General features: G+C 60.0%; 18 protein-coding genes and 1 pseudogene. 8 read left to right on the top strand and 11 right to left on the bottom strand.

Annotation, left to right across the window (positions count from 1 at the left end):
* Positions 1-280 precede the first annotated feature (280 nt).
* From fliD to moaA, 7 genes are all read right to left on the bottom strand, one after another.
* Positions 281-1,723, bottom strand: a complete 1,443-nt coding sequence (gene fliD, locus E0D86_RS03605) for a flagellar filament capping protein FliD (RefSeq protein WP_131648584.1) — start codon at positions 1,721-1,723, stop codon at positions 281-283.
* Positions 1,724-1,779: 56 nt separating this feature from the next.
* Positions 1,780-2,142 carry a flagellar protein FlaG gene (locus E0D86_RS03600; RefSeq protein WP_177493023.1) on the bottom strand — a complete coding sequence of 121 codons (363 nt, stop codon included), beginning with the start codon at positions 2,140-2,142 and terminating at the stop codon, positions 1,780-1,782.
* 69 nt (positions 2,143-2,211) lie between these two features.
* A complete protein-coding gene (locus E0D86_RS03595; protein ID WP_131648583.1) occupies positions 2,212-3,729 on the bottom strand; it encodes a flagellin in 1,518 nt (505 codons plus the stop codon).
* 540 nt (positions 3,730-4,269) lie between these two features.
* Entirely contained in the window at positions 4,270-6,636 is a 2,367-nt protein-coding gene (gene ligA, locus E0D86_RS03590) for an NAD-dependent DNA ligase LigA (RefSeq protein WP_131648582.1), read from the bottom strand.
* A 303-nt stretch (positions 6,637-6,939) separates the two neighbouring features.
* The gene (gene zipA, locus E0D86_RS03585) at positions 6,940-7,758 is read right to left on the bottom strand and encodes a cell division protein ZipA (RefSeq protein ID WP_131648581.1); all 819 of its coding nucleotides are present in this window, start codon (positions 7,756-7,758) and stop codon (positions 6,940-6,942) included.
* A gap of 179 nt (positions 7,759-7,937) precedes the next feature.
* A complete protein-coding gene (gene smc, locus E0D86_RS03580; RefSeq protein WP_131648580.1) occupies positions 7,938-11,426 on the bottom strand; it encodes a chromosome segregation protein SMC in 3,489 nt (1,162 codons plus the stop codon).
* Positions 11,427-11,897: 471 nt separating this feature from the next.
* The gene (gene moaA, locus E0D86_RS03575; protein ID WP_131648579.1) at positions 11,898-12,893 is read right to left on the bottom strand and encodes a GTP 3',8-cyclase MoaA; all 996 of its coding nucleotides are present in this window, start codon (positions 12,891-12,893) and stop codon (positions 11,898-11,900) included.
* A gap of 249 nt (positions 12,894-13,142) precedes the next feature.
* Between moaA and E0D86_RS03570 the strand changes: the two genes are divergently transcribed.
* Positions 13,143-13,994 carry an ion transporter gene (locus tag E0D86_RS03570; protein ID WP_131648578.1) on the top strand — a complete coding sequence of 284 codons (852 nt, stop codon included), beginning with the start codon at positions 13,143-13,145 and terminating at the stop codon, positions 13,992-13,994.
* 126 nt (positions 13,995-14,120) lie between these two features.
* Positions 14,121-14,534 (top strand): CopD family protein, encoded by a 414-nt coding sequence (locus E0D86_RS03565; RefSeq protein ID WP_131648577.1) that lies wholly within the window; start codon positions 14,121-14,123, stop codon positions 14,532-14,534.
* 77 nt (positions 14,535-14,611) lie between these two features.
* Here the strand turns inward: E0D86_RS03565 and E0D86_RS03560 are convergent, their stop codons facing one another.
* Positions 14,612-15,076: a DUF2231 domain-containing protein gene (locus tag E0D86_RS03560; protein WP_131648576.1), complete on the bottom strand. Its 465-nt coding sequence runs from the start codon at positions 15,074-15,076 to the stop codon at positions 14,612-14,614.
* A gap of 135 nt (positions 15,077-15,211) precedes the next feature.
* Between E0D86_RS03560 and coxB the strand changes: the two genes are divergently transcribed.
* The 3 genes from coxB to E0D86_RS03545 are packed head-to-tail and all read left to right on the top strand — an operon-like array spanning position 15,212 to position 18,992.
* Positions 15,212-16,105 (top strand): cytochrome c oxidase subunit II, encoded by an 894-nt coding sequence (gene coxB / locus E0D86_RS03555; RefSeq protein ID WP_131648969.1) that lies wholly within the window; start codon positions 15,212-15,214, stop codon positions 16,103-16,105.
* Positions 16,102-18,633: a cytochrome c oxidase subunit I gene (ctaD, locus tag E0D86_RS03550; RefSeq protein WP_131648575.1), complete on the top strand. Its 2,532-nt coding sequence runs from the start codon at positions 16,102-16,104 to the stop codon at positions 18,631-18,633. The genes coxB and ctaD overlap by 4 nt, the downstream gene beginning before the upstream one ends.
* Complete coding sequence (locus E0D86_RS03545; RefSeq protein WP_131648574.1) at positions 18,633-18,992, top strand: hypothetical protein; 360 nt, start codon at positions 18,633-18,635, stop codon at positions 18,990-18,992. Before ctaD ends, E0D86_RS03545 begins: the two co-directional genes overlap by 1 nt.
* A 12-nt stretch (positions 18,993-19,004) precedes the next feature.
* Here E0D86_RS03545 and tusA read toward each other — a convergent pair whose 3' ends face one another.
* A complete protein-coding gene (gene tusA, locus E0D86_RS03540) occupies positions 19,005-19,256 on the bottom strand; it encodes a sulfurtransferase TusA (RefSeq protein ID WP_131648573.1) in 252 nt (83 codons plus the stop codon).
* A 66-nt stretch (positions 19,257-19,322) separates the two neighbouring features.
* Positions 19,323-20,372 (bottom strand): 23S rRNA (cytidine(2498)-2'-O)-methyltransferase RlmM, encoded by a 1,050-nt coding sequence (gene rlmM, locus E0D86_RS03535; RefSeq protein WP_131648572.1) that lies wholly within the window; start codon positions 20,370-20,372, stop codon positions 19,323-19,325.
* A gap of 296 nt (positions 20,373-20,668) precedes the next feature.
* Here rlmM and acnA point away from each other — a divergent pair, with 296 nt between their 5' ends.
* The 3 genes and pseudogenes from acnA to E0D86_RS03525 all read left to right on the top strand — a co-directional run bounded on the left by acnA (position 20,669) and on the right by E0D86_RS03525 (position 25,105).
* Positions 20,669-23,344, top strand: a complete 2,676-nt coding sequence (gene acnA, locus E0D86_RS03530) for an aconitate hydratase AcnA (protein WP_131648571.1) — start codon at positions 20,669-20,671, stop codon at positions 23,342-23,344.
* A 192-nt stretch (positions 23,345-23,536) separates the two neighbouring features.
* A pseudogene (locus E0D86_RS21825) lies at positions 23,537-23,866 on the top strand (PAS domain-containing protein); the annotation flags it as partial.
* Positions 23,849-25,105: a methyl-accepting chemotaxis protein gene (locus tag E0D86_RS03525; protein WP_371924041.1), complete on the top strand. Its 1,257-nt coding sequence runs from the start codon at positions 23,849-23,851 to the stop codon at positions 25,103-25,105. The pseudogene E0D86_RS21825 and the gene E0D86_RS03525, both read left to right, overlap by 18 nt.
* A 53-nt stretch (positions 25,106-25,158) precedes the next feature.
* Here E0D86_RS03525 and E0D86_RS03520 read toward each other — a convergent pair whose 3' ends face one another.
* Positions 25,159-25,842 carry an alpha/beta family hydrolase gene (locus E0D86_RS03520; RefSeq protein ID WP_131648569.1) on the bottom strand — a complete coding sequence of 228 codons (684 nt, stop codon included), beginning with the start codon at positions 25,840-25,842 and terminating at the stop codon, positions 25,159-25,161.
* Positions 25,843-25,904 lie beyond the last annotated feature (62 nt).

Here is a 25,904-nt window from a genome sequence, read left to right as displayed (position 1 = left end):
CGGATCGTTCTCGGCGCCCCAGCCTCGCAGCGATGCTGAGCACTTCAGAGCGCCTTTAACCCACATTTTGCCATGGGTCGCGCCTCCCACAAGAAAGCGGTGAGGCCAGGTGTGCTGCTTTTGTAGGAGGCCCGCCCTCGGGGCGAAGCTTTTTGGTCGTTCGAGACGAGTCGTGCGGCGCTCTGCTGGTGGGCTAAAGCCCACCCTACCGTGCTACACAAGCCTCTCACCCTATTCGTAGGGTGGGCTTCAGCCCACCAAAATTCGCGGGGCACAGCCTTTACTTCTTCGCATTACCCGCCGCCCAAGGCAGATTTTCCAGCGAGGCGAGAAGGCTGCTGGAAGTATTCGCCAACTGCCCCACCAACAAGTCCATCGCATTGAACTGCTTGTTGAGTCGTTCTTGCAAGGAGGTAATCCGGCGGTTCAAATCTTCCCTCTGATCATCGATCTTCGAGATGGTCTCGGTCATCACTTTGTTGCGCTGTTCGAGGATGCCGCCGGTTTCGGTATAGGGCTTGAGCTTCGCATCCAGACGGCTAGCAAGACCTGTATCGCCAGTAAACAACCCCGACAGCTCGGTAAAGCTGCCATCCATTGCCTTGCCCAGCTTGGCATCGTCGATCTTCAGCGTGCCGTCTTTCTGCGTGGTGATACCAATATCGGTCAGCGCACGCAGCGCGCCATCACCCTGCACATTCACCAATTCATTACGGATGGTATTGAGCAAGGTGCGGGCCGTGGCATCCCCTACCAGAGCGCCTGTGACAGGAGCCTTATCGTCACCCACTGACGTTACTTTGGTTTGCGCATTAATCACGCCGATCAGCTTGTTATAGCTATCGACGAAAGACTGAATCTGCTTTTTGACGCCTGCCTTGTCTTCCGCAACGTTGATAGTCAGCGGCCCGTTGTCACCCGTCTCGGCTTTAAGGTCGAGCGTGACGCCATCAATGGCACCTTCCACCTTGTTGGTTTCACTAACGATCTGCAAACCATCGATGGACAGCCTGGCGCTCTGGGCCGTGGCCAGCGCGCGTGCGCCCTCACCGGTACTCGAGGTACCGTCGAAAGCCAGTTTCGAGAGACTGACTTGACCACCTTGTACTGGCGCTGCATCAGATCCCGCCACAGTGATATCGCGCCCGTCACCGCTTTTGCTGCTGCCAAGCACGAGCCGCGAGCCGTGCTCGTCCGTCACGATGGTGGCACTGACGCCCATCTCCTTGCCGGCCGCGTTGATGGCATCACGCATACCGGCCATCGTGTTGTTGCTCTCATCGACCGTAACGGAAAATGATTCTTTTGAAGGAGGGGTGCCCGGCACACCGAGCGAAATCTCCAGCGTTCCGCTGGCAAAGCGCGCCGGTGCGTCGGCTGTGTTCTTAACCGCAGCGAGAGCTACTTTACTGCTGGTTGCCAGCTTCTCTACCTCGACCTTATAGCTACCGGCGCCGGCAGTGGTACTGGCAGTAACGCCAACCAGATCCGCCTTGCTGGATGTAGCCGAACGCGCCTGGAACAGCTCCGGCTTGTTCAGCCCGCCAAGCGCCGTCTGGAAGTCGCTGATGGCGCTTTTTAAAGCACCAACAGCAGTAATTTGGGTGGTGGTTTTCTTTTCGAGATTCGCGAGTTGCGTCTCTTTGGGCGCACGCTCAGCCGCGACCATGCTGGACACGATACTCCCGATGTTAATACCGGATCCAATACCTACGTCAGCCATAGTCATACCTCGTCAAAAAATTGTTAGCCGGAAAGCTCGATACAAAAATCGTACCGTCAAGCTTTGGCTTCGAATAACAAACTACGCATTTCATCCAGTCGCTCGGTAAGGCGAAGGATTTCCTCCGATGGTATCTGCCGAACGATTTTGCCTGACTCGCCATCGATCACACGAACAACCACGTCACCGGTGGAATCGTCGACGCTGAAGCTCAGATCCCGTTGGATATTCTGCATCTGCGACCGAAGCTTTTCGACCAAATCAGCGGTGCTCTCTTGCTCTTCCACTTTTTCTGGAGCGATTGATGGCTGAAGCTTATCGGACGCAGAAAACCCAGCCTCCTTTAGGAGGCTGGGTGGCGATCCAGCTGTCATCTGCGTTTGCGGTGCGGCTCCGCCAGATAGTTTTCCGACGTCCATTGATTCACCTCTAATGAATCAATGAGGGTAGAGCACAGCCCTACCCTCATCATTAACGCCTTCTGCCTATTACTGCAGCAAGCTCAGAACAGCCTGCGGAAGTTGCTTGGCTTGGGCGAGGATCGCGGTACCAGCCTGTTGCAGAATCTGGTTCTTGCTCAGGTTGGCGGTTTCAGCCGCGAAGTCGGTATCTTGGATACGACCGCGGGCGGCCGAGACGTTCTCAGAGATGCTCTGCAGGTTTGAAATAGTGTTGTCAAAGCGGTTCTGAACAGCACCTAGAGACGCTCGATTTTTATCAATACCTGCTATTGCCGCATCAATTACTGATATTGCGTTCTGCGCGCCAAGTGCGGAGCTGATATCAACATCCGAAACTTTGTCCAAGCTCGACACATACGCTGTCGTTGCTGCTGCAACGAGAGTAGCGGACTCAGCTCCTGTTCCCGAAACCTGGAAAGCGCCAGTGGAATGCAGCTGGACGTTCCCTTGGATACGTGCGGTGTCGTCCACAGCGCCTGATGTAATTCCGACCGCTGTGCCGTAAGTTTTTCCGTCATAACTGATAGCTTTGAGGTCGGCACCCTTGTCAGCGCCGGAGTTCGTGTAGCTTTTCATTACGATGTCGTCACCAGCCTCGCTCGACAACTCTAGCTTTGCATTATTTGCAGTGAGCGTTGCTGTGATGCCGGTCTTCGAGCTCTGGGCATTAATTGCGCTAGCCAAGGAAGAGAGGTCGTTCGGATCAGTAACGATCGCACTGACAGTCGCGTCATTACCAGTTCCAGTATTTCCCGTCAAAGTAAAGGAGACGTTTCCTGCTCCAACGCCGGAAAGCTCCACTGAAGTCCTAGCGTCTGCTGTTACACCAGTATCTTCTGATAGAAGATTGACGGCGTCCGCTGCAGACTTAGCAGAGCCTGCACCAATGTTTGCTGTAGTTTTCGTAACACCATTTGAGCCGGTGATCGAAAGGGTCGCAGCTGCCCCGCCTACAGCAGCTGCAAGTGGCGTTCCTGCCGCAGTAGACTCAAGAACCTTGCCCATCCCCGTACCGGCGAGGTTGAATTTATCAGCGCCGATATTCTTAGCACCGGAGGCGTTTACCGTTACACCAATGGTTTCGTTCGCGTTAGCGCCAACTTGGAACTTTTTAGTACCGAAACTACCATCAAGCAACTTCTGACCGCCAAACGTTGTAGTATCCGCGATACGATTTAATTCGTCTTTGAGTTGCTTAACCTCGTCGTTCAAAGCCTGACGCTCTGTCGTGGAGTTACTTCCGTTAGCCGATTGGAGGGAGAGATCGCGCATACGCTGTAGAATGTTGGTGGACTGCTGCAGTGCGCCTTCTGCGGTTTGAGCCAGGGAAATGCCGTCGTTGGCATTTCGAACCGCCACACCGAGACCATTAATCTGGCTGGTCAGACGGTTGGAAATCTGCAGGCCTGCAGCGTCATCCTTCGCGCTGTTAATGCGGCTACCAGTAGACAGGCGCTGCATGGAGGTGCTGAGGGCGTTGGACGAAGATTGCAGGTTACGCTGAGTGTTGAGCGATGCAATGTTTGTGTTGACTGTAAGAGCCATGATGTGCCTCCAAGGGCGCTAGTTACTTTGGTTGCCTGAGCTTGCGACTCCGGGCCGGCTTTTGCCCAGGCACCCATTGAGTTCGCATTCGATTAGCTTATCGGCGTCGTTTCGGTGAGCTTTAGGAGGCGGTTGAAAATATTTTTGCAAGCCCCGAGAACAACCTGTACGACACCGGCGAATCCGCAAACAAGCGAGCCCGCCTGCGAAGGTTGTCGGACGGGTGGTGGAAATCTTTAATGGATGAATAGAAGGTAGCGAGGTGGACGGCAGGCGCGTGCGGGAGTGTTTGGTTTTAGAGTGGGCTGGAAGCCCTTTTCGCCGCGAGGGCGCGCCTCCCACAGGACTGGAGTAAAGCCGCTGCTTTTGTAGGAGGGCCGCCCTCGGCGCGAAGCTTTTACTTGTTGTTCACTACCCTGCTGTTCGTCGCGGGGCGAGCCCTAGCGGGCACAAGCGGTCGCCGGATCCGGATGCCTGCTTGTTGGCGGATTGTACCCGCCCAACGCGGATGCGCAGTTCGCCAGGAACCGGCGTTGTAGGCTAGTTTTCGAGCGCCGCCAGTCGTTGCAGGAACGACTCTTCATCTTCCACCGCGACGCCGAGTTCGTTGGCCTTCGCCAGTTTCGATCCGGCGCCCGGCCCTGCAACCACTACGCTGGTTTTTGCCGAGACGGAACCCGAAACCTTCGCCCCCAACGCCTCCAGCCTCGCCTTGGCCTCGTCGCGGCTCATGCTTTCCAGCGTTCCGGTCAGTACCCAGGTTTGGCCCGCCAGCGGCATGCCTTGCGCCGCCTTACGCTCGCTTTGCCAGTGCATGCCGAACTCATGCAACTGGGCCTCGATTGCGTAGGCGCGCTCGGCGTTGGTCGCGACATCGAAATAGTCGCGCAATGCGCGAGCAGCCTTTTCGTTGAGCCGCTCTACTTGGCGTAGATCGAGCCAGTCGGCTTCGATGATGCCCTTGAGGCTACCGAAGCGGTCGGCGAGGCGCTGAGCGCCGGTGGCGGCGATAGACGGGATGTTGAGCTTGTCGAGCAGTCCGGCGAGCGTCGCGCAGGCGGCAAACTCAGGATGCACGTCGCCCTCCTCCTGCAGCTGCACGCCTCGCTCGCGCAGCTGTTCGATGACGAGCTGGTTATGCTCATCCTCAAAGAAGCTGTGAATTTCATGGGCTACTTCCAGGCCGATGTCCGGCAGGTAAACCAGCACATCCGGTAACGCCCGGCTGATGCGATCCAGGGAACCCAAGGCCCGCGCCAGGAGTTTGGCCGTGCCCTCGCCCACGTCGGGAATGCCCAGCGCATAGATGAAGCGCGCTAAGGACGGCGTGCGGCTGACGTCGATGGATTTGAGCAGGTTGCGAGTCGACACTTCGGCGAAGCCTTCCAGAGCCAATACCTGCTCGAAGGTCAAGCAGTAGAGATCGGCTGGCGAGCTGACCAGTCCGGTATCGACCAGCTGCTCGACGATCTTGTCACCGAGCCCGTCGATGTCCATGGCGCGACGCGAAACGAAATGAATGATCGCCTGCTTGAGCTGCGCCTGGCAGGCCAGCCGGCCCACGCAGCGGTAGATCGAACCTTCGCTGATCGACTCCCGGCCCTTGCTGCGTTTGATCAGCTGGGTGCGTTCAACGGCCGAGCCGCAGACTGGGCATTGTTCCGGTACGTGAACGACACGCGCGTTTTCAGGACGACGCTCCGGGATCACACCGAGAATTTGCGGAATCACATCGCCCGCGCGCCGCACGATGACCGTGTCGCCGGTCATCACGCCCAGGCGCGCCACCTCATCCATGTTGTGCAGCGTGGCGTTCGAGACCGTCACGCCAGCGACCTGCACGGGCTTCAGGCGTGCAACCGGTGTGATTGCGCCAGTACGGCCCACCTGGAATTCCACGTCCAGTAGTTCGGTCACTTCCTCGCGGGCCGGAAACTTATGCGCGATGGCCCAGCGTGGTTCGCGCGCACGGAAGCCCAGCTCGCGCTGTTGGGCGGTCGAGTTGACCTTGAACACTACGCCATCAATCTCGTATGGCAGCGCGTCGCGTTTTTCGCCGATCGACTGGTAATAGGCACGGCACTCAGCGACGCCCTTGGCCAGCCTCAGCTCACGGCTAATGGGCAAGCCCCAGCCCTTGAGCGCGTTGAGGATGCCGATGTGAGTATCCGGCAGCTCGCCATCGCTGCGGCCGACGCCATAGGCGCAAAGTTCCAGCGGGCGGCTGGCTGTTATCTTCGAGTCGAGCTGGCGCAGGCTTCCGGCTGCGGCGTTGCGTGGATTGGCGAAGGGCTTGCCGCCCGTTTCCAACTGGCGTGCATTCAACGCCTCGAAGCCGGCCTTGGGCATAAAAATTTCACCGCGCACTTCCAGTACCGACGGCCAGCCGCTGCCGTGAAGTTTCAGTGGGATATTGCGAATGGTGCGGACGTTGGTGCTGATGTCCTCCCCGGTGCTGCCATCGCCACGCGTGGCGCCGCGTACCAGCTGGCCGTTTTCGTAGAGCAGGCTGACGGCCAGGCCGTCGAGTTTCGGTTCGCAGCTGTATTCCAGCTCAGCGCCGTTGCCAAATAGATCACCCGAGGGCAAGTCCAGCCCGTCGCGGGCGCGTCGATCAAAGTCGAGCAGATCCTGCTCCTCGAAGGCATTGCCCAGGCTCAGCATCGGCACTTCGTGGCGGACCTGGCCGAATGCCGCTAAGGCCGCACCACCGACACGCTGAGTGGGTGAGTCGGGGGTGACCAGTTCCGGGTGTTCGGTTTCGAGCGCTTTGAGCTCCTTGAGCAGGCGGTCGTACTCGGCATCGGGAACGCTGGGCTCGTCGAGTACGTAGTAGCGATAGTTGTGAGCGTCGATTTCGCTGCGCAGTTCGGCGATGCGCTCGGCAGCAGTTTGGGCGGAAGGCATAGAACGGAGCCGTGGCAGTGGCAATGCTGGTCAGACAGTCTCAGCGCGCCTTTGGTTGATATGAGGCGCGGGATTTTAGCTGATTCAGAAAATGGTGGCTGGGGTGCGCGGGGGTTCGGTCTTTCGGAGGGGCTGGTAGGCCTGCGGCCTACTTCGCCGCGAGGGCGCGCCTCCTACAAGAGCGGAGCGGTTTTGAGTAGGTTGGGCTTCAGCCCACCACAGACCACGGTGGGCTCCTTCTTGGTGGGCTGAAGCCCACCCTACGGGCTGAAGCGGAGCGCCGCCCGGCCCACCCTACGCCAGTCAGCGTTGCTTGACGGTCATCTGCCGGCGCTCGTATTCGACGATGCGCTGGCGGTAGTGCTCGATGGTCTGCGCGGTCAATACGCTGCGCTGATCGTCTTTCAACTCGCCGTTCAATTCCGAGGACAGCTTGCGTGCGGCGGCGACCATCACGTCGAAGGCCTGCTTGGGATGACGCGGGCCGGGCAGGCCGAGGAAGAAGCTCACGGCCGGCGTGGTGAAATGGTCGATATCATCCAGATCGAATGTGCCGGGCTTGACGGCGTTGGCCATGGAAAACAGCACCTCGCCATTGCCTGCCATGCTTTCGTGGCGATGGAATATGTCCATTTCGCCGAAACGCAGGCCGCTTTCCAGAATGTTCTGCAGCAGCGCCGGGCCACGGAAGCCGTGCGGGTCGCGGGAAATCACGTTGATGACCAGCACTTCCTCGACCGGAGGCAGTTCATGCTCGGACTCGCTCGCCTCACCGTCATCGCCCGCCACAGGCTCGAGCAATGTCGGGACCGGCTCATCGCTGGTGAAGTGTAGATCGCCCTGCTGAGGTTCGTTGGTGCGACGTTTGACTGTCTCGCGCGCGCTCATTGACGGGAGATCCGTTTCGTCCAGCGATGGCTCGTTGTTGCGGCTAACGACTCGCGGCGGTCCCAACAACTCATTGGAGTCGCCTTCGTCAGGGAAACTGTTGGCGATATTGCGATCCAGCTTGAATTTCAACTTGCCTTTGCTGCCGCGCATCCGGCGCCAGCCATCGAAAAGAATGCCGGCGATAACAATGATGCCGATGAGGATCAGCCACTCGCGCAGACCGATATCCATTAATGCTTAAACCCCTGAAATCGATGATAAAGACGCAGATTCACAGCCGCTGAACAGGCTCATCTGCGCATCGCAAAAATTGCGCTCTAAACTAGCACGACGAACGGTAATGTGCACCGCCCGACGCGGCTCTTTTGTTAGTCTCCGTTTCCCTCAAAAACACCTCGAACTAGCGGGTCTCAAGCCTCCACAAGTGCTACCGCCTGCTCCACATCGACGGCCACCAGCCTTGAGCAACCCGGTTCATGCATAGTCACGCCCATCAGCTGATCGGCCATCTCCATCGCGATCTTGTTGTGCGTGATGTAGATGAACTGCACCTTTTCGGACATTTCCTTGACCAGCCGCGCATAGCGCCCGACGTTAGCGTCGTCCAAGGGTGCATCCACTTCATCGAGCATGCAGAACGGTGCCGGGTTGAGCTGGAAGATCGCAAACACGAGCGCCAGAGCGGTCAGTGCTTTTTCGCCGCCTGACAACAGGTGGATGGTGCTGTTCTTCTTGCCCGGCGGACGCGCCATGATCGCCACCCCGGTATCGAGTAAATCTTCCCCGGTAAGTTCCAGATAAGCGCTGCCGCCACCGAAAACCTTGGGAAAAAGCGCCTGCAGCCCGCCATTGATCTGGTCGAAGGTATCCTTGAAGCGATTGCGGGTTTCCTTGTCAATCTTGCGGATGACATTCTCCAGTGTATCCAGCGCCTCGGTGAGGTCGTCGTTCTGCGCATCGAGATAGCGCTTTCGTTCCGATTGCTGATGGTATTCGTCGATCGCCGCGAGGTTGATCGGACCGAGGCGCTGAATACGCGCAGCAAGGCGCTCGAGTTCAGCCTCCCACTCCGCCTCCGCTGCGCCAGCAGGCAGCGTCGCCAGCACGCCATGCAGATCGAAGCCATCTTCGTACAGCTGATCCTGCAACGCCTTGCGCCGAACGCTGAGCGCTTGCCACTCCATGCGCTGCTGTTCGAGCTGGCCGCGTAATAGTTGCGCCTGCTGTTCAGCCTGAGTACGGCGCTTTTCAACATCGCGCAATTCTCGGTCGGCGTCTTCGAGTGCCAGGCGCGCCAGCTTGAGCTCCTCCTCGACACCCATGCGTCGCTCAAGCAGCTCCTCGAGCTTCATTCGCAATTCATCGAGCGGGGCTTCACCCTCTTCCAGATTCAGACTGAGCTGCTCGCGACGCTCCATTGCTCGTTCGAATTGTTGTTCCAGGCGCTCCAATGCCTGGCGAGTCGAATCATGCTGTGCTTTCAGCGAGCCGACTCGCACAGCCAGCTGGTGCGCGTGATCCTTATGCTGGCGGGCCTCCTGGCGAACCCGATCGAGAGACTCGCGGATGCCATCGCGGCTCGCCAGCAATGTTTCGCGTTGTTCGGTATCCGCTGCCATCGCGTCGAGCGCATCCTGCAGATGCAAACGAGCCTCGCCGAGCTGTTCGGTTTCAAGCTCACGCTGTTCGGACAGTTCGGAAAGCTCTTCATCTAGTCGAACACGGCGCAAGCTGAGCTGCTCCAGCCTGGCCTGGCTGGCGGATAATCGTGCATTCAACTCGGCCTGCTGACGGGACAGCTCTTGATGCTGACGACGCTGCTGTTCGCGCCGATCTTCCGATTCACGTTGTGTTTCGCGAAGCTGGCCGAGCCGCTCGCCCTGCGATTCCAGACTTTGTTCGCGCTCATCGCGCTCAGCCTGCAACTGCTCCAGTTCCTGACCGCGCGCCAGCAGTCCGGACTCGGCCTCTCCGGCGCGTCGCACGCGCAAAAAATGTCGACCAACCCAGTAGCCGTCACGGCTGATCAGGCTTTCGCCCTCGACAAGCGAACCACGTGCAGCCAGCGCCTGATCAAGATCGTCCACCGGACGCACCCGCCCCAGCCACGGCGACAAATCGGCAGCTGACTCGACCTTATCCAGCAAGCTGTTGGTCATGCCCCCGCCGCCCTGCGCCGGGCTGACAAGCCGTAGATCGCCCTGCTCGAAGCCGCTCATATCGAGGCCGTCGAATTGGTCCAGTAAGACCGCCTGTAAATCCGCACCCAGCACGGTTTCGACCGCCAGCTCCCAGCCCGGCTCGACGCGCAGCCCTTCGGCGAGGCGCGGACGCTCATCGAGACTTTGCTCACGTAACCATTCGGAAACGCCTTTGCCTGGGTCCATCGCTGCCTGCTGCAGTGCTTCCAGCGAAGCGATGCGGCCGCTGAGCCGCTGCAGTTCACCCTGCGCCTGCTGCTCGGCCTGGCCGACCTGCTGCAGCTGCTCGCGTATGCGTTCGAGCTGCTGATCGGTCTGCTCTTGCGCGGCAATTAGCTCTTCCAAGCTCAACTCACCGACGGACAGCTGTTCGCTCAGCTCCGCTACCGCGGCATCCTCAGGGTCGCCCGCGAGCGAGGCGCGCTCGTCTTCCAAGCGACGCTGGCGCTCGCTCAGACGCTCCAGTGATTGTTCGAGCTGCTGGATACGCGACTGCTGCACCTCGGCCGCACGGCGTGGCTCGGCACTTTGCTGGTTGAAGCGCTCCCATTGCTCCTGCCATGCCTGCATGGCAGTTTCGGCCTCTTCGAGTTGCGCCGCGGTTTCCTCGGCTGCCGCGCCGGCGATGTCTTGCTCGGGCTCGAGCATTGCCAGCTCTTCGCCGAGGGTGGCGAGCAAGGTGCGGTCGTGACCCAGATGCGATTCGGTCTCCAATCGTGCTTGCTCGGCCTCGCGAAGATCGTCCTGCAGCTGCCGCAAACGCTGCTGGCCATGCTGGATGCTCTGCTCGACCCGTGCGATATCGCCTCCGACCGAGTAGAAGCGCCCTTGGACCAGATTGAATCGCTCGGACAGCTCGTGATGACCGTCACGCAGCCGCTCGATACCGGCGTCGGCGTTGCGCTGTTCGGCGACCAGCGCCTCGAAACCGACCTCCTGATCGCCGATCACTTGCTCGCGCTGGCCGACCTGTTCGTTCAACACCTGCCAACGCAACGCCGACAATTGCGCCTTGAGCTGACGCTCTTCGGCCTTGTACTCCTGATATTTCTCGGCGGACTGCGCCTGGCGGTGCAAGCGTTCCAGCTGGCGCTCGAGCTCTTCGCGCAGATCGGTCAGGCGCGCCAGGTTTTCATGGGTGCGGCGAATGCGGTTCTCGGTTTCACGGCGCCGCTCCTTGTACTTGGAGATGCCCGCCGCCTCTTCGATGAAGTTACGCAAATCCTCAGGCTTGGCCTCGATCAGCTTGGAGATCATGCCCTGCTCGATGATCGAATAACTGCGAGGCCCCAGGCCGGTACCCAGAAAGATGTCAGTAATGTCGCGACGGCGGCATTTCACGCCATTGAGGAAGTAGGTGTTCTGTGCGTCGCGGGTCACGCGGCGGCGGATGGAAATTTCGGCGAAGGCTGCGTATTCGCCAGTTAAGGTGCTGTCGGAGTTGTCGAAGATCAGCTCGATGCTGGCCTGGGTCACCGGTTTGCGCGTATTGGAGCCGTTGAAGATGACATCGGTCATCGACTCGCCACGCAGATTTTTCGCCGAACTTTCGCCCATCACCCAGCGCACGGCGTCGATGATGTTGGATTTGCCGCAGCCGTTCGGCCCGACCACGGCCGCCATGTTGCTGGGGAAGCTCACGGTGGTGGGATCAACGAAGGATTTGAAGCCGGCCAGCTTGATGCTTTTCAGACGCATGCGGGCCTATCCGTGGCAGTCAGCGTGAGGACGAACAAGAGAGTCGCCTTGAACATCGGGATTCCTGGCATCGAGTGGGTGCTGGCGAGAAAACGGCGGAGTTTATCACGCCGCTTTGTAGCCATCGCGGCGATAGATGCGTAGTGCTTCAAGCAATGGCGAGTCCCCCGCCACGCGCCCAGACGCTAGCTCCGTTTCGGCGTGACTTGGAGTTTCTTGCCTGGCGGGCTGAAGCGGAGCGCCGCTCGGCCCACACTACTGGGCTGACCCATGCGATCTTAATGTAGGGTGGGCTTCAGCCCACCAACGATGCCGCGAGCACTTCGTAGGCAGCAACAAACGACATGAATCGTAGCGTAGCCGTCAACTTGCGGAATGCTGGCTCTGTTTCGGTGTGACTTGGGACTGCGCCTGGTGGGCTGAAGCCCACCCTACGGCATTACTTCACCAGACCATCGCTTGCGGCTCGCTTCAACCGCCGGTCATGCTCATGAAGCGCACCACTTGCACTTGCTCGTCGGTACGGAATTCATGTCTTTCCGGCTTGAGCTGCAGCGCGTCAACCAACGCTTGACGCAGTCGCTCACTGTCGCCCGGATGGCTGCGCATCAGGGTCTTGAGGTCCAGTGCGCCTTCGTGGCCGAGGCACAGCACCAGCTTGCCTTCAGCCGTGACACGCACCCGGTTGCAACTACCACAGAAGTTGTTGCTGTGCGGCGAGATGAAGCCGACCTGGGTTTCGCTGCCAGCGACCTGCCAATAGCGTGACGGGCCGCCGGTGGTGTGGCTACTGCGTATCAGCTGGTGGCCGACCTCGATGCGTTCACGCACCTCTTCGCTGGAACAAAAGGTAATTTCACGCTCATGGCTGGAGATGTTGCCGAGCGGCATTTCCTCGATGAAGCTGATGTCCAGCCCGCGCTCCACGGCGAAATTCACCAAGTCCAGCACCTCGTCGTCGTTCCTGCCCTTCTGGATCACGCTGTTGAGCTTGATCCGGCGGAAACCTGCGCTACGCGCGGCATCGATGCCTTCGATGACTTGGTGAAGCATGTCACGGCGGGTCAGCTCGGCGAATCGCTCGCGCTTGAGCGAGTCGAGACTGACATTAAGACGTTTGACGCCCGCGTCGCGCAGTACTGTCGCGAGTACTGGCAGTTGCGAGCCGTTGGTGGTGATGGCCAGATCGTCCAGTTCTTCACGCGCGCCCAGACGACTCAGCAGGCTCGGCAAGCCCTTGCGCACCAGCGGCTCGCCACCGGTCACGCGGATACGTTTGACGCCAAGACTGATGAACGCATCAGCTACGGCATAAAGCTCTTCCAGCGTGAGAATCTGCGCACGCGGAGCGAAGACCATGTCTTCGCTCATGCAATAGGTGCAGCGAAAGTCGCAGCGGTCGGTGACCGACAGCCTCAGGTAGGTGATGCGTCGGCCGAATGGATCGACCAACTGGGAATCTGGCATGTCGCTCTCCAAACACTTGATGCGCGGGCTAAGACTATGCCGGAACGTGACGCGTGGCAAAGGTACGGAGCCAAATGGTCTATCGGAGCTTGGAGCGGCGTAATTCCACGAAGCCCCTCCTCTGACCGTGCATTCAAAAAAACGAAAAACCGTCCAGCTTTTTCTGACCGCCGTCCGCAACGATGTTTTGCCAGTGCGGTTCGAACGTTAGGATATTCGCCTTCTCCGTTTTGCCGGGAGCTTACGCACATGGACAACGACGCCCTCCGTTCGATGGGCTGGCGGGAGCGCCTCTACGTCATCATCTTCTTTACCAATACGCCGGCAGGTAAACGATTCGACACCTGGCTACTGGTATTCATTTTCGCCAGCCTCGTGGTTGTGATGCTCGACAGCATCGCGATCTACCGGTTGGAATACGGCACGTTCCTGGTCGGTCTCGAATGGTTTTTTACCGCCGTTTTCGCTATCGAATATCTCGTGCGGATTTATACCCACCCCGAGCCGCGCAAGTACATTTTCAGTTTCTATGGAGCCATCGACCTACTGTCGGTACTCCCAGCGTTCATCGCCTTGCTGTTACCGGATGCGCAGTACCTGCTGGTAGTGCGTGCGATCCGGATGTTGAGGGTGTTCCGCGTACTCAAGCTGACTCAGTATCTGAGCCAGGCCAACTTCTTAATGGTTGCCCTTCGCGGCAGCAAACAGAAGATTGTTGTCTTTCTGCTCAGCGTCACCACCATGGTGCTGGTGTTCGGCACCTTGATGTATGTGATCGAAGGGCCATCGAGGGGCTTCACCAGCATTCCGATGAGTATTTACTGGGCGATCGTCACGATCACAACCGTCGGTTTTGGTGACATCGTGCCGCAAACTCCACTAGGCAAGGCGGTGGCGAGCCTGGTGATGATCACGGGTTATTCAATCATCGCCGTCCCTACCGGCATTTTCACTGCCGAGCTGGCTACTGCCATGCGTGCTGACAGCTTGCAGCATCGTTGCCCCACATGCGAAAAGCTCAGCCACGAAGCCAACGCAGCGTTCTGCAGCCGGTGCGGTACTCAGCTCTTCAAGCGTCCTGAACCCGACCCCGAAAGCTGAGCCGCACGCACAAAGACGTTCACGCCCTGATTTCCTCGAATCAAGCGCCACTGCGCGCCATTCGAACCGCCTCGGTCGAGGGTTGTCACAACCTCTGACCTGCCGCGGGCCCGGATGGAGACGCGAATGCCCTTGCTCAAACTGCTGCACTTCGCAAGCCTGCTGTGCTGGTGCGGCACTCTCCTGTACCTGCCTGCGCTCATTGCCGCCGGCACCAAGCGTACTGATGCGCTTTTTTACCGGGACCATGCTCATCTCACGCGCATGGTGTTCAACCTTGTCGGTACGCCGGCTGCGCTTATCGCCATCGGTTCGGGGACGGCCCTGTTTCTGCGCGACGGCATCATGGCTGGCTGGTTGATTGTCAAACTCAGCACCGTCGCAGGCATGGTCTTGTGTCATGCCCTTTGCGGCGTACTTGTGCTGCATATCGAACGCACCCCGGAACAGAGCGTGACCACCCGTTGCCGCGTTCTTGGCGTGGCCATCGCGGCTTTCACTACCGCGACGCTCTGGCTGGTACTGGCCAAGCCGTTTTAGCCCATGACCCAACCGCCGGATCGAACCGAATAGCGCCCATGACCGAACGATTCAAGCCTCACCCACAGCAGCCCAGGTCAGACCTTGTCCAGATCGACCCCAACGGCATGCTCATAGACCAGTCGCCCCCCCAGATAGGCGGCCAGCGAGATCAATGCGGCCGTGATCGCGGACAGGTACAGCGCCCACAGATGAATGTTGTCCCCCTCGTTCTGGAAGCGCAGCAACCAATTGAGCGAAGCCAGCGAAAGCATCATCACCGCCAGGATCGCATGGCACCAGGCGGTGATCTTCTGACGAATCTCGCGCACCGTGAGCAGGTCGATCAGGCCGAAAATGCTCGCGACCCAGCCGCCCAACGCACCCACACCGGCGAGCCAGAGCCCGGCCCGCCACCAGAAGTCATCGAGCGTCCAGATATGGGCGAGATCGACCGGCAACAGGCCGATCAGCGCCGCCACCGGGAAATGGATCAGCATCGGATGCAGGGGGTGTCCGGCGATCGCGGCGCGACTGTGAATAGAACTTTGGTCATTGGCCATCCGGCACTCCAGCGGCATAAAGGGGAACGCGCCGAACGAGCCGGCAGCCTCTTGAAATGGACCACGCTGGCGCTGGCAGTTCCTTTATTGGCCGCGTGCGGTGGCCCACTGTCCGCGCTCCACCCGGCCAGCCCGATGGCAAGGCAGGTGGCGAATGTCTGGTGGGGCATGTTCGCCTTCGCCACCTTGGTGCTGGTGGTGGTCAGCGCGATCTGGATCTACGCGCTGGTACGCAAGCCACGCCAGACCAGCCAGGAACAGGCGATGCGAATCAATCGCTGGTGGATCATCGGTGGCGGCGTCGTGCTGCCAAGCGTGAGCATCATCGTGCTGCTGATATTCGGCATCCCCACTGGCCGCGGCATGATTCCGCTTCCCGTGGACGGCGAGCAGCCGCTGAAGGTGGAGGTCACCGGCCATCAATGGTGGTGGGAAGTGCACTACCCCGACAGCGGCGTTACCACGGCCAATCAGTTGATCATCCCAGCCGGCCGCCTGATAGACGTGCATGTCACCAGTGCGGACGTCATCCACTCGTTCTGGGTGCCTCGTCTTGGCGGAAAGATGGACATGCTGCCCGGCCGAACCAACGTCATTCGCATCGAAGCCGGGCATGCCGGGATCTTTCATGGGCAGTGCTCGGAGTTCTGCGGCCTTCAGCACACCCACATGAAACTCCATGTCGAAGCCCAGACCACCGCCGACTTCGACGCCTGGATCGCCGCGAGGGAAAACCTTAGCTTCACGCAGCGCGCACCCGGTGCGGCCGGTCAGGTCTTCGACGAACGCTGCGGCCAATGTCATCGCGTCGAGGGAATAACCGACGGCAATCGAGCACCGGACCTGACCGACCTCGCCAGCCGCCCGTCGCTGGGCGCCGGGGTGATCGAAAACGACCACGAAGGACTGCGCCGTTGGTTGCGCGAACACAAGTCGCTCAAATTCGGAAACGGCATGCCTGCCCATGATGACGTTCCGCCAGAAACCCTCGATCAGATTGCCGATTGGCTGGAGACGCTCGCTCCATGATTTCTTCGTTCAGGGGCAGCGCCCCTTCTACCGATCCGGATCAGCTTCACGATCAATTCAATGACGTCTGGGGCAACCCGCGCGGCTGGCGTGCGCTGACCATCGTCAACCACACCAGCATCGGCCTGCGCTTCATGGTCACTGGGGGCGTGTTCTTCTTGATCGGCGGGCTGATGGCGATGCTGATCCGCACGCAACTCGCCATGCCCGGCTACGTGTTGATGGAGCCGGACGTCTACAACCAGGTCTTCACCATGCACGGCTCGGTGATGATGTTCCTGTTCGCCGTGCCGATGATGGAAGGGCTGGCGGTCTATCTGATACCCAAGATGCTCGGCGCGCGGGATCTGGTCTTTCCCCGACTCTCGGCCCTCGGGTATTTCTGTTATTTGTTCGGCGGCATCATTCTGCTGTCCAGCGTATTTCTCGGCGTAGCGCCCAAGGCTGGCTGGTTCATGTACACGCCGCTGTCCAGCGCCTCGCACATGCCGGGCGTGAATTCGGACTTCTGGTTGCTGGGCATTACTTTTGTCGAAATTTCGGCGGTGAGCGCGGGCGTCGAGTTGGTGGTGTCGATCCTGCGCACCCGCACCAACGGCATGGCGCTGCACAAGATGCCGATTTACGCCTGGTACATCCTGGTGATGGCGATGATGATCGTCATCGGTTTCCCACCGCTGATCCTGGGCAGCATTCTCCTGGAGCTGGAGCGCGCCGCCGGCCTGCCTTTCTTCGACACGGCTAAGGGCGGTGACCCGGTACTCTGGCAGCACCTGTTCTGGCTGTTCGGCCACCCCGAGGTTTACATCATCTTTCTGCCCGGCGCTGGCATCGTCTCGACGTTGTTGCCAGTGTTCTGCCAGCGTCCGCTGGTGGGATATCGGTGGGTCGTGCTGGGCGTCCTGACCACGGGTTTTCTCAGCTTCGGGCTCTGGGTCCATCACATGTTTACGGTGGGCATCCCGGCGCTCGCACTGGGCTTCTTCTCGGCAGCGAGCATGCTGGTGGCCATCCCCACCGGGGTGCAGATTTTCGCCTGGATCGCGACCCTGTGGCTGGGCAAGCCGGTGTATCACGTCCCGATGCTTTGGCTGGTCGGGTTTCTGATCGTCTTCGTCTGCGGCGGCCTGACCGGCGTGATGGTGGCGCTGGTGCCCTTCGACTGGCAGGTACACGACACCCATTTCGTCGTCGCGCACATGCATTACGTGCTTGTCGGCGGCATGTTCTTTCCGTTGATGGCTGGGCTCTATTATTGGCTGCCGCATTTCTCCGGCCGCATGCCTTCCATACGCCTGGGACGCTGGGGGTTCTGGCTGGTATTCATCGGGTTCAATACCACCTTCCTGATCATGCACTGGACCGGCCTGATAGGCATGCCGCGCCGGGTCTATACCTACGACACCGGTCTGGGCTGGGACATACCCAATCTGATCTCATCGATCGGCAGCTTCATCATGGCCATCGGCATCGGCACCATACTGCTCGACATCGTGTTGCACTTCCGCTTCGGTCAGCCCGCCAAGACCAACCCCTGGAATGCCGACACGCTGGAATGGGCGACCAGCCTGCCACCGAGCCCGTACAACTTCGTCAGCCTGCCGGACATCACTGATCGTCATCCGCTGTGGAAGGATCCGGATCTGCCCCACAGCATCGCCCGCGCCGAACATGCGCTGACGACCATCGATCATGGACGACGGGAGACCTGGGGCTCGGACCCGCTGAGCGGCAAGGTACGTGAGGTCATTCATCTGCCGGGTAATAGCTGGTGGCCGTTCGTGGCCTCGGTATTTCTCGCCGCGCTCTGCCTGAGCCTGCTGAACAAGGTCTACTGGGGTGCACTGTTCGCGACGGTCGCAACCTTGATCGTGCTGTTCCGCTGGTCCTGGGAAAACGGCGCGCATCCATCCGCCGCACCGGATGCACGCACCCAGCCCGGCGAGCCTCCGCTGCATTCGCGCACCTTCGACGGCCCAGGGCTCTGGGGCATGGGCGTCACCTTACTGGCCAACGGCACGCTGTATCTGTCGCTGCTGTTCGGCTGGTTCTATCTGTGGACCGTCTCGCCGCAATGGCAGGTGCCGGAGCAGTCGCAACTGAACGGTTGGCTGATGCTCGCCAGCGCCGTTCTGCTGACCCTCGGTACGCTGTGGATGCGCGTCATACCGGCGCGGCTGCGCCGTGGCGATATCCGCGGCCTGATGGGCAATCTGGGTGTGGTAACAGCCATCGGTGTGGCGCAATTCGGCACCTTGTTATGGGTGTTGCTGAGCGCCAACTTGCAGGTAACCGAGACCGCCCACGACGCGGTGATCTTCGTGATCCTCGCCTACAGCCTGATCCATTGCGGCCTGGCAACCATCTGTACGTTGCTGCAGATGCTGCGGGTGCATCACGGTTATGTGGGTGAGATGGCGCCATACGAGCCAGTGGTCGTCGAGCAGCTCTGGTACTACAACGTTGGCGTGATCTGGAGCGCTTACGCGGCGATCGTTCTATTCCCGTCGGCCTGGGGAGGTGCCTGATGAGTTACCGCCGCACGTCAGTGTTTCATCCGATGCAGATCCCCTTCGGCCTGATCATCTGGAGCATCTGGTTCGCCACGATGTACGGCTCGCATGCGGTGGTCTGTTCGATCGCACCGCCTGATCCCAATCTGGGAATCTTCAATTGGCTGAACGCGAGTTTCGGCATATTCACCTTGGTAGTGGTTGCTCTGTTGCTTTGGCTGGGGTGGCGGTCCTGTAGACTCTCACGGCCACCACATGATCTCGACGAACGCCAAGTATTCGTCACCAAGGTCGCATCGGGGATTCATTTCATCGCGGCGTTGTCGACGGTGTTTGTCGGTCTGCAGCTGGCGTTTCTGCCGCCATGCGTGTGAGAACTCAGGAGCTCAATCGAGCTTCTTGCGAATCCAGTACAGGTAGGTTCCCTCTTCAGCCTGTTGACCGACCAGCTCATGACCGAGAAACACGCAGAATTTCGGTATATCGCGCTGGGTAGACGGATCGGTCGCGATGACCTTGAGCAACTCGCCCCCACCCAAGCCGCGCACCTTGTTGTGCAGCATCATCACCGGCTCGGGGCAGTTGAGGCCGCTGGCATCGAGCACCGCGTCGGCGGACAGTTCAACAGATTGAGACATCACAAACTCCCTAAAAACAGGTCGGCATTGTCGCCCAGACAGATCGCGCGGTCACTCGGCCAAGCGTCACAGCCGACGCAGATGGCAAGTCACTTCTTCGCGGTCATGGTAAAGCTGCTTGCAGCCGATGCTCGCTTTCACCCCTCGTTCGGCAAGCCCATCGGCAATGCGTTCCAGCAAACGTTTCACCTCGGCATAGCGTTGTTTCATCGGCAGCTTGAGGTTAACCACCGCTTCGCGACACAGGCCTTCGCCAATCCAGGTCTCCAGCAAAGCGGCATTTTTTGCGGGTTTCTCGACGATATCGCAGACCATCCAATCCACCGCACGCTTGGGGCGAAAGGCGAAGCCATCGGCCCGGTAATGGCCAACCAGCCCCGACTCGAGCAACGCTTCGTTCATCGGGCCGTTATCCACGGCCATCACCTCGATGTCACGGTTGACCAGCTGCCAGGTCCAACCACCCGGCGAAGCGCCCAGATCCACGGCAGTCATGCCCGCTGCCAGCCGCTCGTCCCACTGATCACGGGGAATGAAGTGATGCCAGGCCTCTTCCAGCTTCAACGTCGACCGGCTCGGCGCCTGCCGCGGGAATTTCAGACGCGGGATACCCATCGGCCACATCGCGCTGTTATCTGCCTCAGCGATACCAAGGAAAACTTCGCGACCACTTTTGAATGTCAGTAGCAAACGCGGGCCGTCACCGCCCACGCTCAATCGACCCGCTTTCGTCAGCGCCTTGCGCAACGGCGCCTCGAACTTGCGGCAGAAAGTCGACAGCTCCTTACCGTCATTGGTGTCCAGCACTTCCAGCCAGAGGCTTCCACAGACCGGATAGGATTTGAGACGGTCGAGCAGCACGCTGATCCGATCAGTTTCCGGCAGCGCCAGATAATCGCCTCGGGCCCATTGTCGGGGGAAGATCAGCCGCGCGAAGCGTGCGCCGCGCATTAGCCGCTCCGCACCATTTTCCTCGCTACAAATGAATTCAGCGCAGGCGCTGTCCGGTTTCGCCCTGGCGTAGCCCGTCACATCGAGGCGTGTGGCTTGATCACTGATTTCTGCACAGACTTCGTTCTCAAAGCCCGGTCGGCAATGCAGCAGCAGTGTTTTCATGGTACGTCCTGTAGTCAGCGCGAAGGCACATCGGCGCGCGAGCGCTCTGCGACCAAAGCCGCACATGATAGCCGAGAGGGGAACCCCAGGCTCTGTGCTCCGGTCCAGAACAGATAGCTGGGATCGATAAAGCCCGATCTACGGCCCTTCAGGCAGATGCAATGCCAAGCAAGATTCAACTGCCGCAGACACAGGTCTGCGGCCAGCTCCGTGGCGAAACATGCCGCCAGAAGCTAGCGTCAACATAACGCTTCCCATCCAGTAAGCCCGACCGTGCGGGCAAAAAGGAGAGACGAATGCGATCCCTGGACAGCTTGAACTGCCGCCGCAGCCTGGAGGTCAACGGCAAGACCTATCACTACTACAGCCTGCCCGAAGCCGCCAAACAGCTGGGCGACATCAGTCGTCTACCGACCTCGCTCAAGGTGTTGCTGGAGAACCTGTTGCGCTGGGAGGATGACGTCACGGTGCGTGCCGATGACTTCACCTCGCTGGCAGTATGGCTGAAGACCCACACCTCCGAGCGTGAGATCCAGTACCGTCCCGCGCGAGTGCTGATGCAGGATTTCACTGGCGTACCGGCCGTCGTCGACCTGACTGCCATGCGCGATGCCGTATCCCGAGCGGGCGGCGACCCTCAGCGCATCAACCCGCTTTCGCCGGTGGATCTGGTGATTGACCATTCGGTGATGGTGGACCGTTTTGGCAGCAATCAGGCGTTCGAGCAGAACGTCGAAATCGAAATGCAGCGCAACGGCGAACGCTATGAGTTCCTGCGCTGGGGCCAGCAGGCCTTCGATAATTTCCGCGTGGTACCGCCGGGCACCGGCATTTGCCACCAGGTCAACCTCGAATACCTGGGCCAGGTGGTGTGGACCAAGGAAGAAGATGGCGAAACCACCGCCTATCCGGACACGCTTGTCGGCACCGATTCGCATACCACCATGATCAACGGCCTCGGCGTGCTGGGCTGGGGCGTTGGCGGAATCGAGGCGGAGGCGGCCATGCTCGGCCAGCCCGTGTCGATGCTGATTCCGGAAGTGGTCGGCATGCGCCTGACCGGCAAGCTCAACGAAGGCGTGACCGCCACCGACCTGGTCCTTACCGTCACGCAGATGCTGCGCAAGCACGGCGTGGTGGGCAAGTTCGTCGAGTTCTTCGGTCCCGGTCTCGACAATCTTCCCCTCGCCGACCGCGCCACCATCGGCAACATGGCGCCGGAGTATGGCGCCACCTGCGGCTTCTTCCCGGTCGATCAGGTCACGATCGATTACCTGCGCCTGACCGGACGCGACGAGGACCGCATCGCGCTGGTCGAGGCCTACAGCAAGGCTCAGGGCATGTGGCGGGACAGCAATTCTCCGGACCCGGTATTCACCGCCACCCTCGAGCTCGACCTAAGCCAGGTCCGGCCTTCCCTCGCCGGCCCCAAGCGTCCGCAAGACCGGGTTTCGCTAGGGGATATCGGCGCCAACTTCGATCTTCTGCTGGAAACCAGTGGTAAAACCCAGCAAGCCAACAGCTCGGTGCCCGTAGCTGGCGAGGACTTCGGTCTCAAGCATGGCGCAGTCGTGATCGCGGCGATTACCTCCTGCACCAACACCTCCAACCCGAACGTGCTAATGGCCGCCGGCCTGGTGGCGAAGAAGGCACTCGAACGCGGCCTGAAGCGCGCGCCCTGGGTTAAATCATCCCTTGCGCCCGGCTCCAAGGTGGTCACCGATTATCTCGAACGCGCCGGCCTAACAACCTACCTGGATCAGCTCGGCTTCAACCTCGTCGGTTATGGCTGCACCACATGCATCGGTAACTCTGGACCACTGCCGGAAGCCATTGGCCAGACGATCACCGACAACGACCTGATCGTTTCCTCGGTGCTTTCCGGCAACCGCAACTTCGAGGGCCGCGTGCATCCGCTGGTCAAGGCCAACTGGCTGGCTTCGCCGCCGCTGGTCGTGGCTTTCGCGCTTGCCGGCACGACGCGAATCAACATGGACAAGGATCCGCTGGGCTACGACGAGCAGAACCAGCCTGTCTATCTCAAGGACATCTGGCCGAGCAGCACCGAGGTGAACGAAGCGGTCAGCAGGATCGACGGGCAGATGTTCCGCACCCGCTATTCGGACGTCTTCAGCGGCGACGAACACTGGCAGTCAATCGCGGTAACGGCGGGCGACACCTACGAGTGGAACAACAACTCCAGCTATGTGCAAAACCCGCCATTCTTTGAAGACATCGGCCAACCGCCGGCACCACCGAAGGATGTCGAAAACGCTCGCATCCTGGCGCTGTTTGGCGACTCGATCACCACCGACCACATCTCGCCAGCCGGTAACATCAAAGCCAGTTCACCGGCCGGCGTGTACCTGCAACAACTCGGCGTGCAGCCGGAAGATTTCAACTCTTACGGCTCGCGCCGTGGTAATCACGAAGTGATGATGCGCGGCACCTTTGCCAACATTCGTATCAAGAACGAAATGCTTGGCGGCGAAGAAGGCGGCAATACCCTGCATCAGCCGAGTGGCGAGCGGATGTCGATCTACGATGCGGCGATGCGCTATCAGACTGAAGGCGTGCCGCTGGTGGTGGTCGCAGGCAAGGAATACGGCACCGGCTCCAGCCGGGACTGGGCAGCCAAGGGCACCAACCTGCTCGGCGTCAAGGCAGTGATAGCCGAAAGCTTCGAGCGCATCCACCGCTCGAACCTGATCGGCATGGGCGTGCTGGCGCTGCAGTTCGTTGGCGAGCAGAACCGGCAGTCGCTGGGCCTGACCGGCAACGAGAAGCTCTCGATTCGCGGCCTTGGTGTCGACATCAAACCGCGCCAGTTGCTGACGGTGGATGTCGAGCGCGCAGACGGTTCCCGAGATAACTTCCAGGTGCTCTGCCGCATCGACACGCTCAATGAAGTCCAGTACTTCAAGGCCGGCGGCATTCTGCATTACGTGTTAAGGCAGTTGATCGAAGCCTGAGCGCTCGCCGCGCGGCCGCCGGAACGCCCGTTCGCAGTGACCTGCGGCGGGCGTTTTACTTTGCGGTGACCACTTATCCATCGCTTCTCAACTAATCGCTTTGCGTGCCGTTAAGACAAACAGCACGGTCAACCGACCCTAGAACAATCAGAAATCACGCAAGCCATTTTGAATTTGCCAGGCGTATTCCATATGCGAAACAACCAGCCCATCACCCAGCGCGAATATGCATTCCCCGACCAGCAACGGCTGATATCCACTACCGACCTGAAAGGCAAAATCAGCTACTGCAACGATATCTTTGCCGAAGTCAGCGGCTTCGATCGTGGCGAGTTGATCGGATCCCCGCACAACTTGATCCGTCATCCGGACGTGCCTTCCGCGGTATTCGCACATATGTGGACGACGCTCAAGGCAGGCAAGCCTTGGATGGGCATCGTCAAGAATCGACGCAAGGACGGCGACCATTACTGGGTCAACGCCTACGTGACGCCGGTGCTGGACATGCAGCGTAATGTGATCGGTTATGAATCGGTCCGTACCAAACCCACCCGCGAACAGATACAGCGAGCCGAAGCGCTCTATGCGCGGCTCAACGCTGGCAAAAGCGGCGTGCCACGCCGGGACAAGTGGCTGCCGCTGGTCGTCAACTGGCTCCCTTTCATCCTGACTAGCCAGATCGGTTTCATGGTCGGTTTCTGGCTCAACCACGCGTGGGGCTTCGCGCTGGCGGCGCTGCTATCTGTACCGCTGGGCCTGGCCGGACGCCATTGGCAGATGCGTGGCGTCAATCGCCTGGTGCGCCTGGCCGAGCAATCGATGAGCGATCCGATGATTGCCCGGATGTACACCGACAGTCAGGGCGTCGAAGCCCGGCTGGAGATGGCGATGCTCAGCGAGCATGCGCGGCTGAAAACCTGCCTGACTCGCCTGCAGGACAGCGCCGTGCAACTGCAGCAACAGGCCAAGCGGGCCGATGAACTGGCGCACAGTTGTTCGGACGGTCTGGCTCGTCAGCACCACGAAACCGAGCAGGTCGCCACAGCCATCAACCAGATGGCCGCAACGACCCAGGAAGTCGCCAGCAACGTCGCTCTAGCCGCCGGGGCTACGGAGCAGGCCAGCCAGCTGACGGCCCAGGGCCGTGAAATCGGTGCTCAGACCCGCAAGGCCATCGAACTGCTGGCCCATGCCGTGACGGAAACCGGCGATGCGGTTTCGGCACTGGCGCATAACAGTGAAGAAATCGGCACCGTGGTCGATGTGATCAAGAGCATCGCCGACCAGACCAACCTGCTGGCACTCAACGCGGCCATCGAAGCGGCGCGCGCCGGGGAAAGTGGCCGCGGTTTCGCGGTGGTCGCCGACGAGGTCCGTCAATTGGCCCAACGCACCGCTGCCGCCACCGGCCAGATCCATCAGCTGATTGAAAAACTGCAGGTGCAGGCACGGCATGCCGTCGAGACCACCGAGCAGGGACGCGTGCAGGCGAGCCGTGGCGTGGATCAGGTGGTCGACGCGGACAAGGCACTCGCCGGCATCAGCACGGCGATGGAAAGCATCATCGACATGACGTCGCAGATTGCCTCGGCAACCGAACAGCAGAGCGCGGTGGCAGACGAAATCAGCCACAACGTCAGCAATATTGCCCGCCTTGCGGTGCAGACGACAGGCGATGCACAGAGTTCGGCGCTGCTTTCCGAAGATCTGGCCAACACAGCCCGCTCGCAATACACCCTGGTGGAGCGTTTCAACCGCTGAGCGAGGCTCGTATCGCATGACGCCCGTGCTGCCACGGGCGTTTTGCTATCTGCTTACGGATTACACAGAAACGCTGCAACTTCGTCTGCAGCACTGTCCAGATGCTGTTCATGAGTCAGCCCTGATCGTTTCAGCGGCTTGAGATCATGATCCGCGGCCACGAGCCAGTGGAGACGAATCGCTGGTGATAGCGCGTAACCGCTAACCGTATCCCGGTCGCCCAAGGCATCGCGCTCGCCTTGGATGATCAGCGTTGACGTGCGCAATTCGGCAAGATGCGCCACGCGTGGCTTGTCCGGTTTGCCGGTGGCGTAGAACGGATAGCCCAGACACACCAGCGAATCAGCGTCCAATTCATCGGCCAGCAGACTGGCCATTCTTCCCCCCATCGACTTGCCCCCAATCGCCAACCGACCTGCGGTTTGCTGTCGCACCGAGCGATACACCGCACGCCACTCTTGCAGCAACTGCGCCTGTGGGTTGGGCGGCCGTTTGCGCCCGTTCGCGCGGCGCTCGGCCATGTAGGCGAACTCGAAACGAAAGACCGCAACCCCGCGTGCCAGAAGCCGTTCGGTCATCTGCTGCATGAACGGACTGTCCATCGGCGCGCCCGCACCGTGCGCCAGAATCAAGCTGCCGCACGCCTCGCCTTGCGGCTGATCGGCTCTGATGAATGGAATTTCATCGCCCTGCGAGTATTGATCGGCGTCAATACCGGCCATTTGCCCTTTGCCCATCCTTGCCCCCGCTTTTCAGTGAAAGAAACGTCTGCTCACGCAACGAAAAACATGCTCACTAC

The sequence above is a fragment of the Pseudomonas sp. IC_126 genome, assembly GCF_004331835.1.
In the GTDB taxonomy this organism is placed as follows: domain Bacteria; phylum Pseudomonadota; class Gammaproteobacteria; order Pseudomonadales; family Pseudomonadaceae; genus Stutzerimonas.
Note: the sequence above shows the minus strand (reverse complement) of the source record. Positions and strands in the feature narration are given on the sequence as shown.

What these genes read in the sequence shown, in the direction of transcription:
- E0D86_RS03560 (WP_131648576.1), bottom strand. Translation starts at nt 15,076, where the DNA reads ATGGCCAATGACCAAAGTTCTATTCACAGTCGCGCCGCGATCGCCGGA.
- coxB (WP_131648969.1), top strand. Translation starts at nt 15,212, where the DNA reads ATGGCAAGGCAGGTGGCGAATGTCTGGTGGGGCATGTTCGCCTTCGCC.
- E0D86_RS03570 (WP_131648578.1), top strand. Translation starts at nt 13,143, where the DNA reads ATGGACAACGACGCCCTCCGTTCGATGGGCTGGCGGGAGCGCCTCTAC.
- E0D86_RS03565 (WP_131648577.1), top strand. Translation starts at nt 14,121, where the DNA reads ATGCCCTTGCTCAAACTGCTGCACTTCGCAAGCCTGCTGTGCTGGTGC.
- smc (WP_131648580.1), bottom strand. Translation starts at nt 11,426, where the DNA reads ATGCGTCTGAAAAGCATCAAGCTGGCCGGCTTCAAATCCTTCGTTGAT.
- ctaD (WP_131648575.1), top strand. Translation starts at nt 16,102, where the DNA reads ATGATTTCTTCGTTCAGGGGCAGCGCCCCTTCTACCGATCCGGATCAG.
- fliD (WP_131648584.1), bottom strand. Translation starts at nt 1,723, where the DNA reads ATGGCTGACGTAGGTATTGGATCCGGTATTAACATCGGGAGTATCGTG.
- tusA (WP_131648573.1), bottom strand. Translation starts at nt 19,256, where the DNA reads ATGTCTCAATCTGTTGAACTGTCCGCCGACGCGGTGCTCGATGCCAGC.
- E0D86_RS03545 (WP_131648574.1), top strand. Translation starts at nt 18,633, where the DNA reads ATGAGTTACCGCCGCACGTCAGTGTTTCATCCGATGCAGATCCCCTTC.
- E0D86_RS03520 (WP_131648569.1), bottom strand. Translation starts at nt 25,842, where the DNA reads ATGGGCAAAGGGCAAATGGCCGGTATTGACGCCGATCAATACTCGCAG.
- acnA (WP_131648571.1), top strand. Translation starts at nt 20,669, where the DNA reads ATGCGATCCCTGGACAGCTTGAACTGCCGCCGCAGCCTGGAGGTCAAC.
- moaA (WP_131648579.1), bottom strand. Translation starts at nt 12,893, where the DNA reads ATGCCAGATTCCCAGTTGGTCGATCCATTCGGCCGACGCATCACCTAC.
- E0D86_RS03525 (WP_371924041.1), top strand. Translation starts at nt 23,849, where the DNA reads ATGCAGCGTAATGTGATCGGTTATGAATCGGTCCGTACCAAACCCACC.
- zipA (WP_131648581.1), bottom strand. Translation starts at nt 7,758, where the DNA reads ATGGATATCGGTCTGCGCGAGTGGCTGATCCTCATCGGCATCATTGTT.
- ligA (WP_131648582.1), bottom strand. Translation starts at nt 6,636, where the DNA reads ATGCCTTCCGCCCAAACTGCTGCCGAGCGCATCGCCGAACTGCGCAGC.
- E0D86_RS03595 (WP_131648583.1), bottom strand. Translation starts at nt 3,729, where the DNA reads ATGGCTCTTACAGTCAACACAAACATTGCATCGCTCAACACTCAGCGT.
- rlmM (WP_131648572.1), bottom strand. Translation starts at nt 20,372, where the DNA reads ATGAAAACACTGCTGCTGCATTGCCGACCGGGCTTTGAGAACGAAGTC.
- E0D86_RS03600 (WP_177493023.1), bottom strand. Translation starts at nt 2,142, where the DNA reads ATGGACGTCGGAAAACTATCTGGCGGAGCCGCACCGCAAACGCAGATG.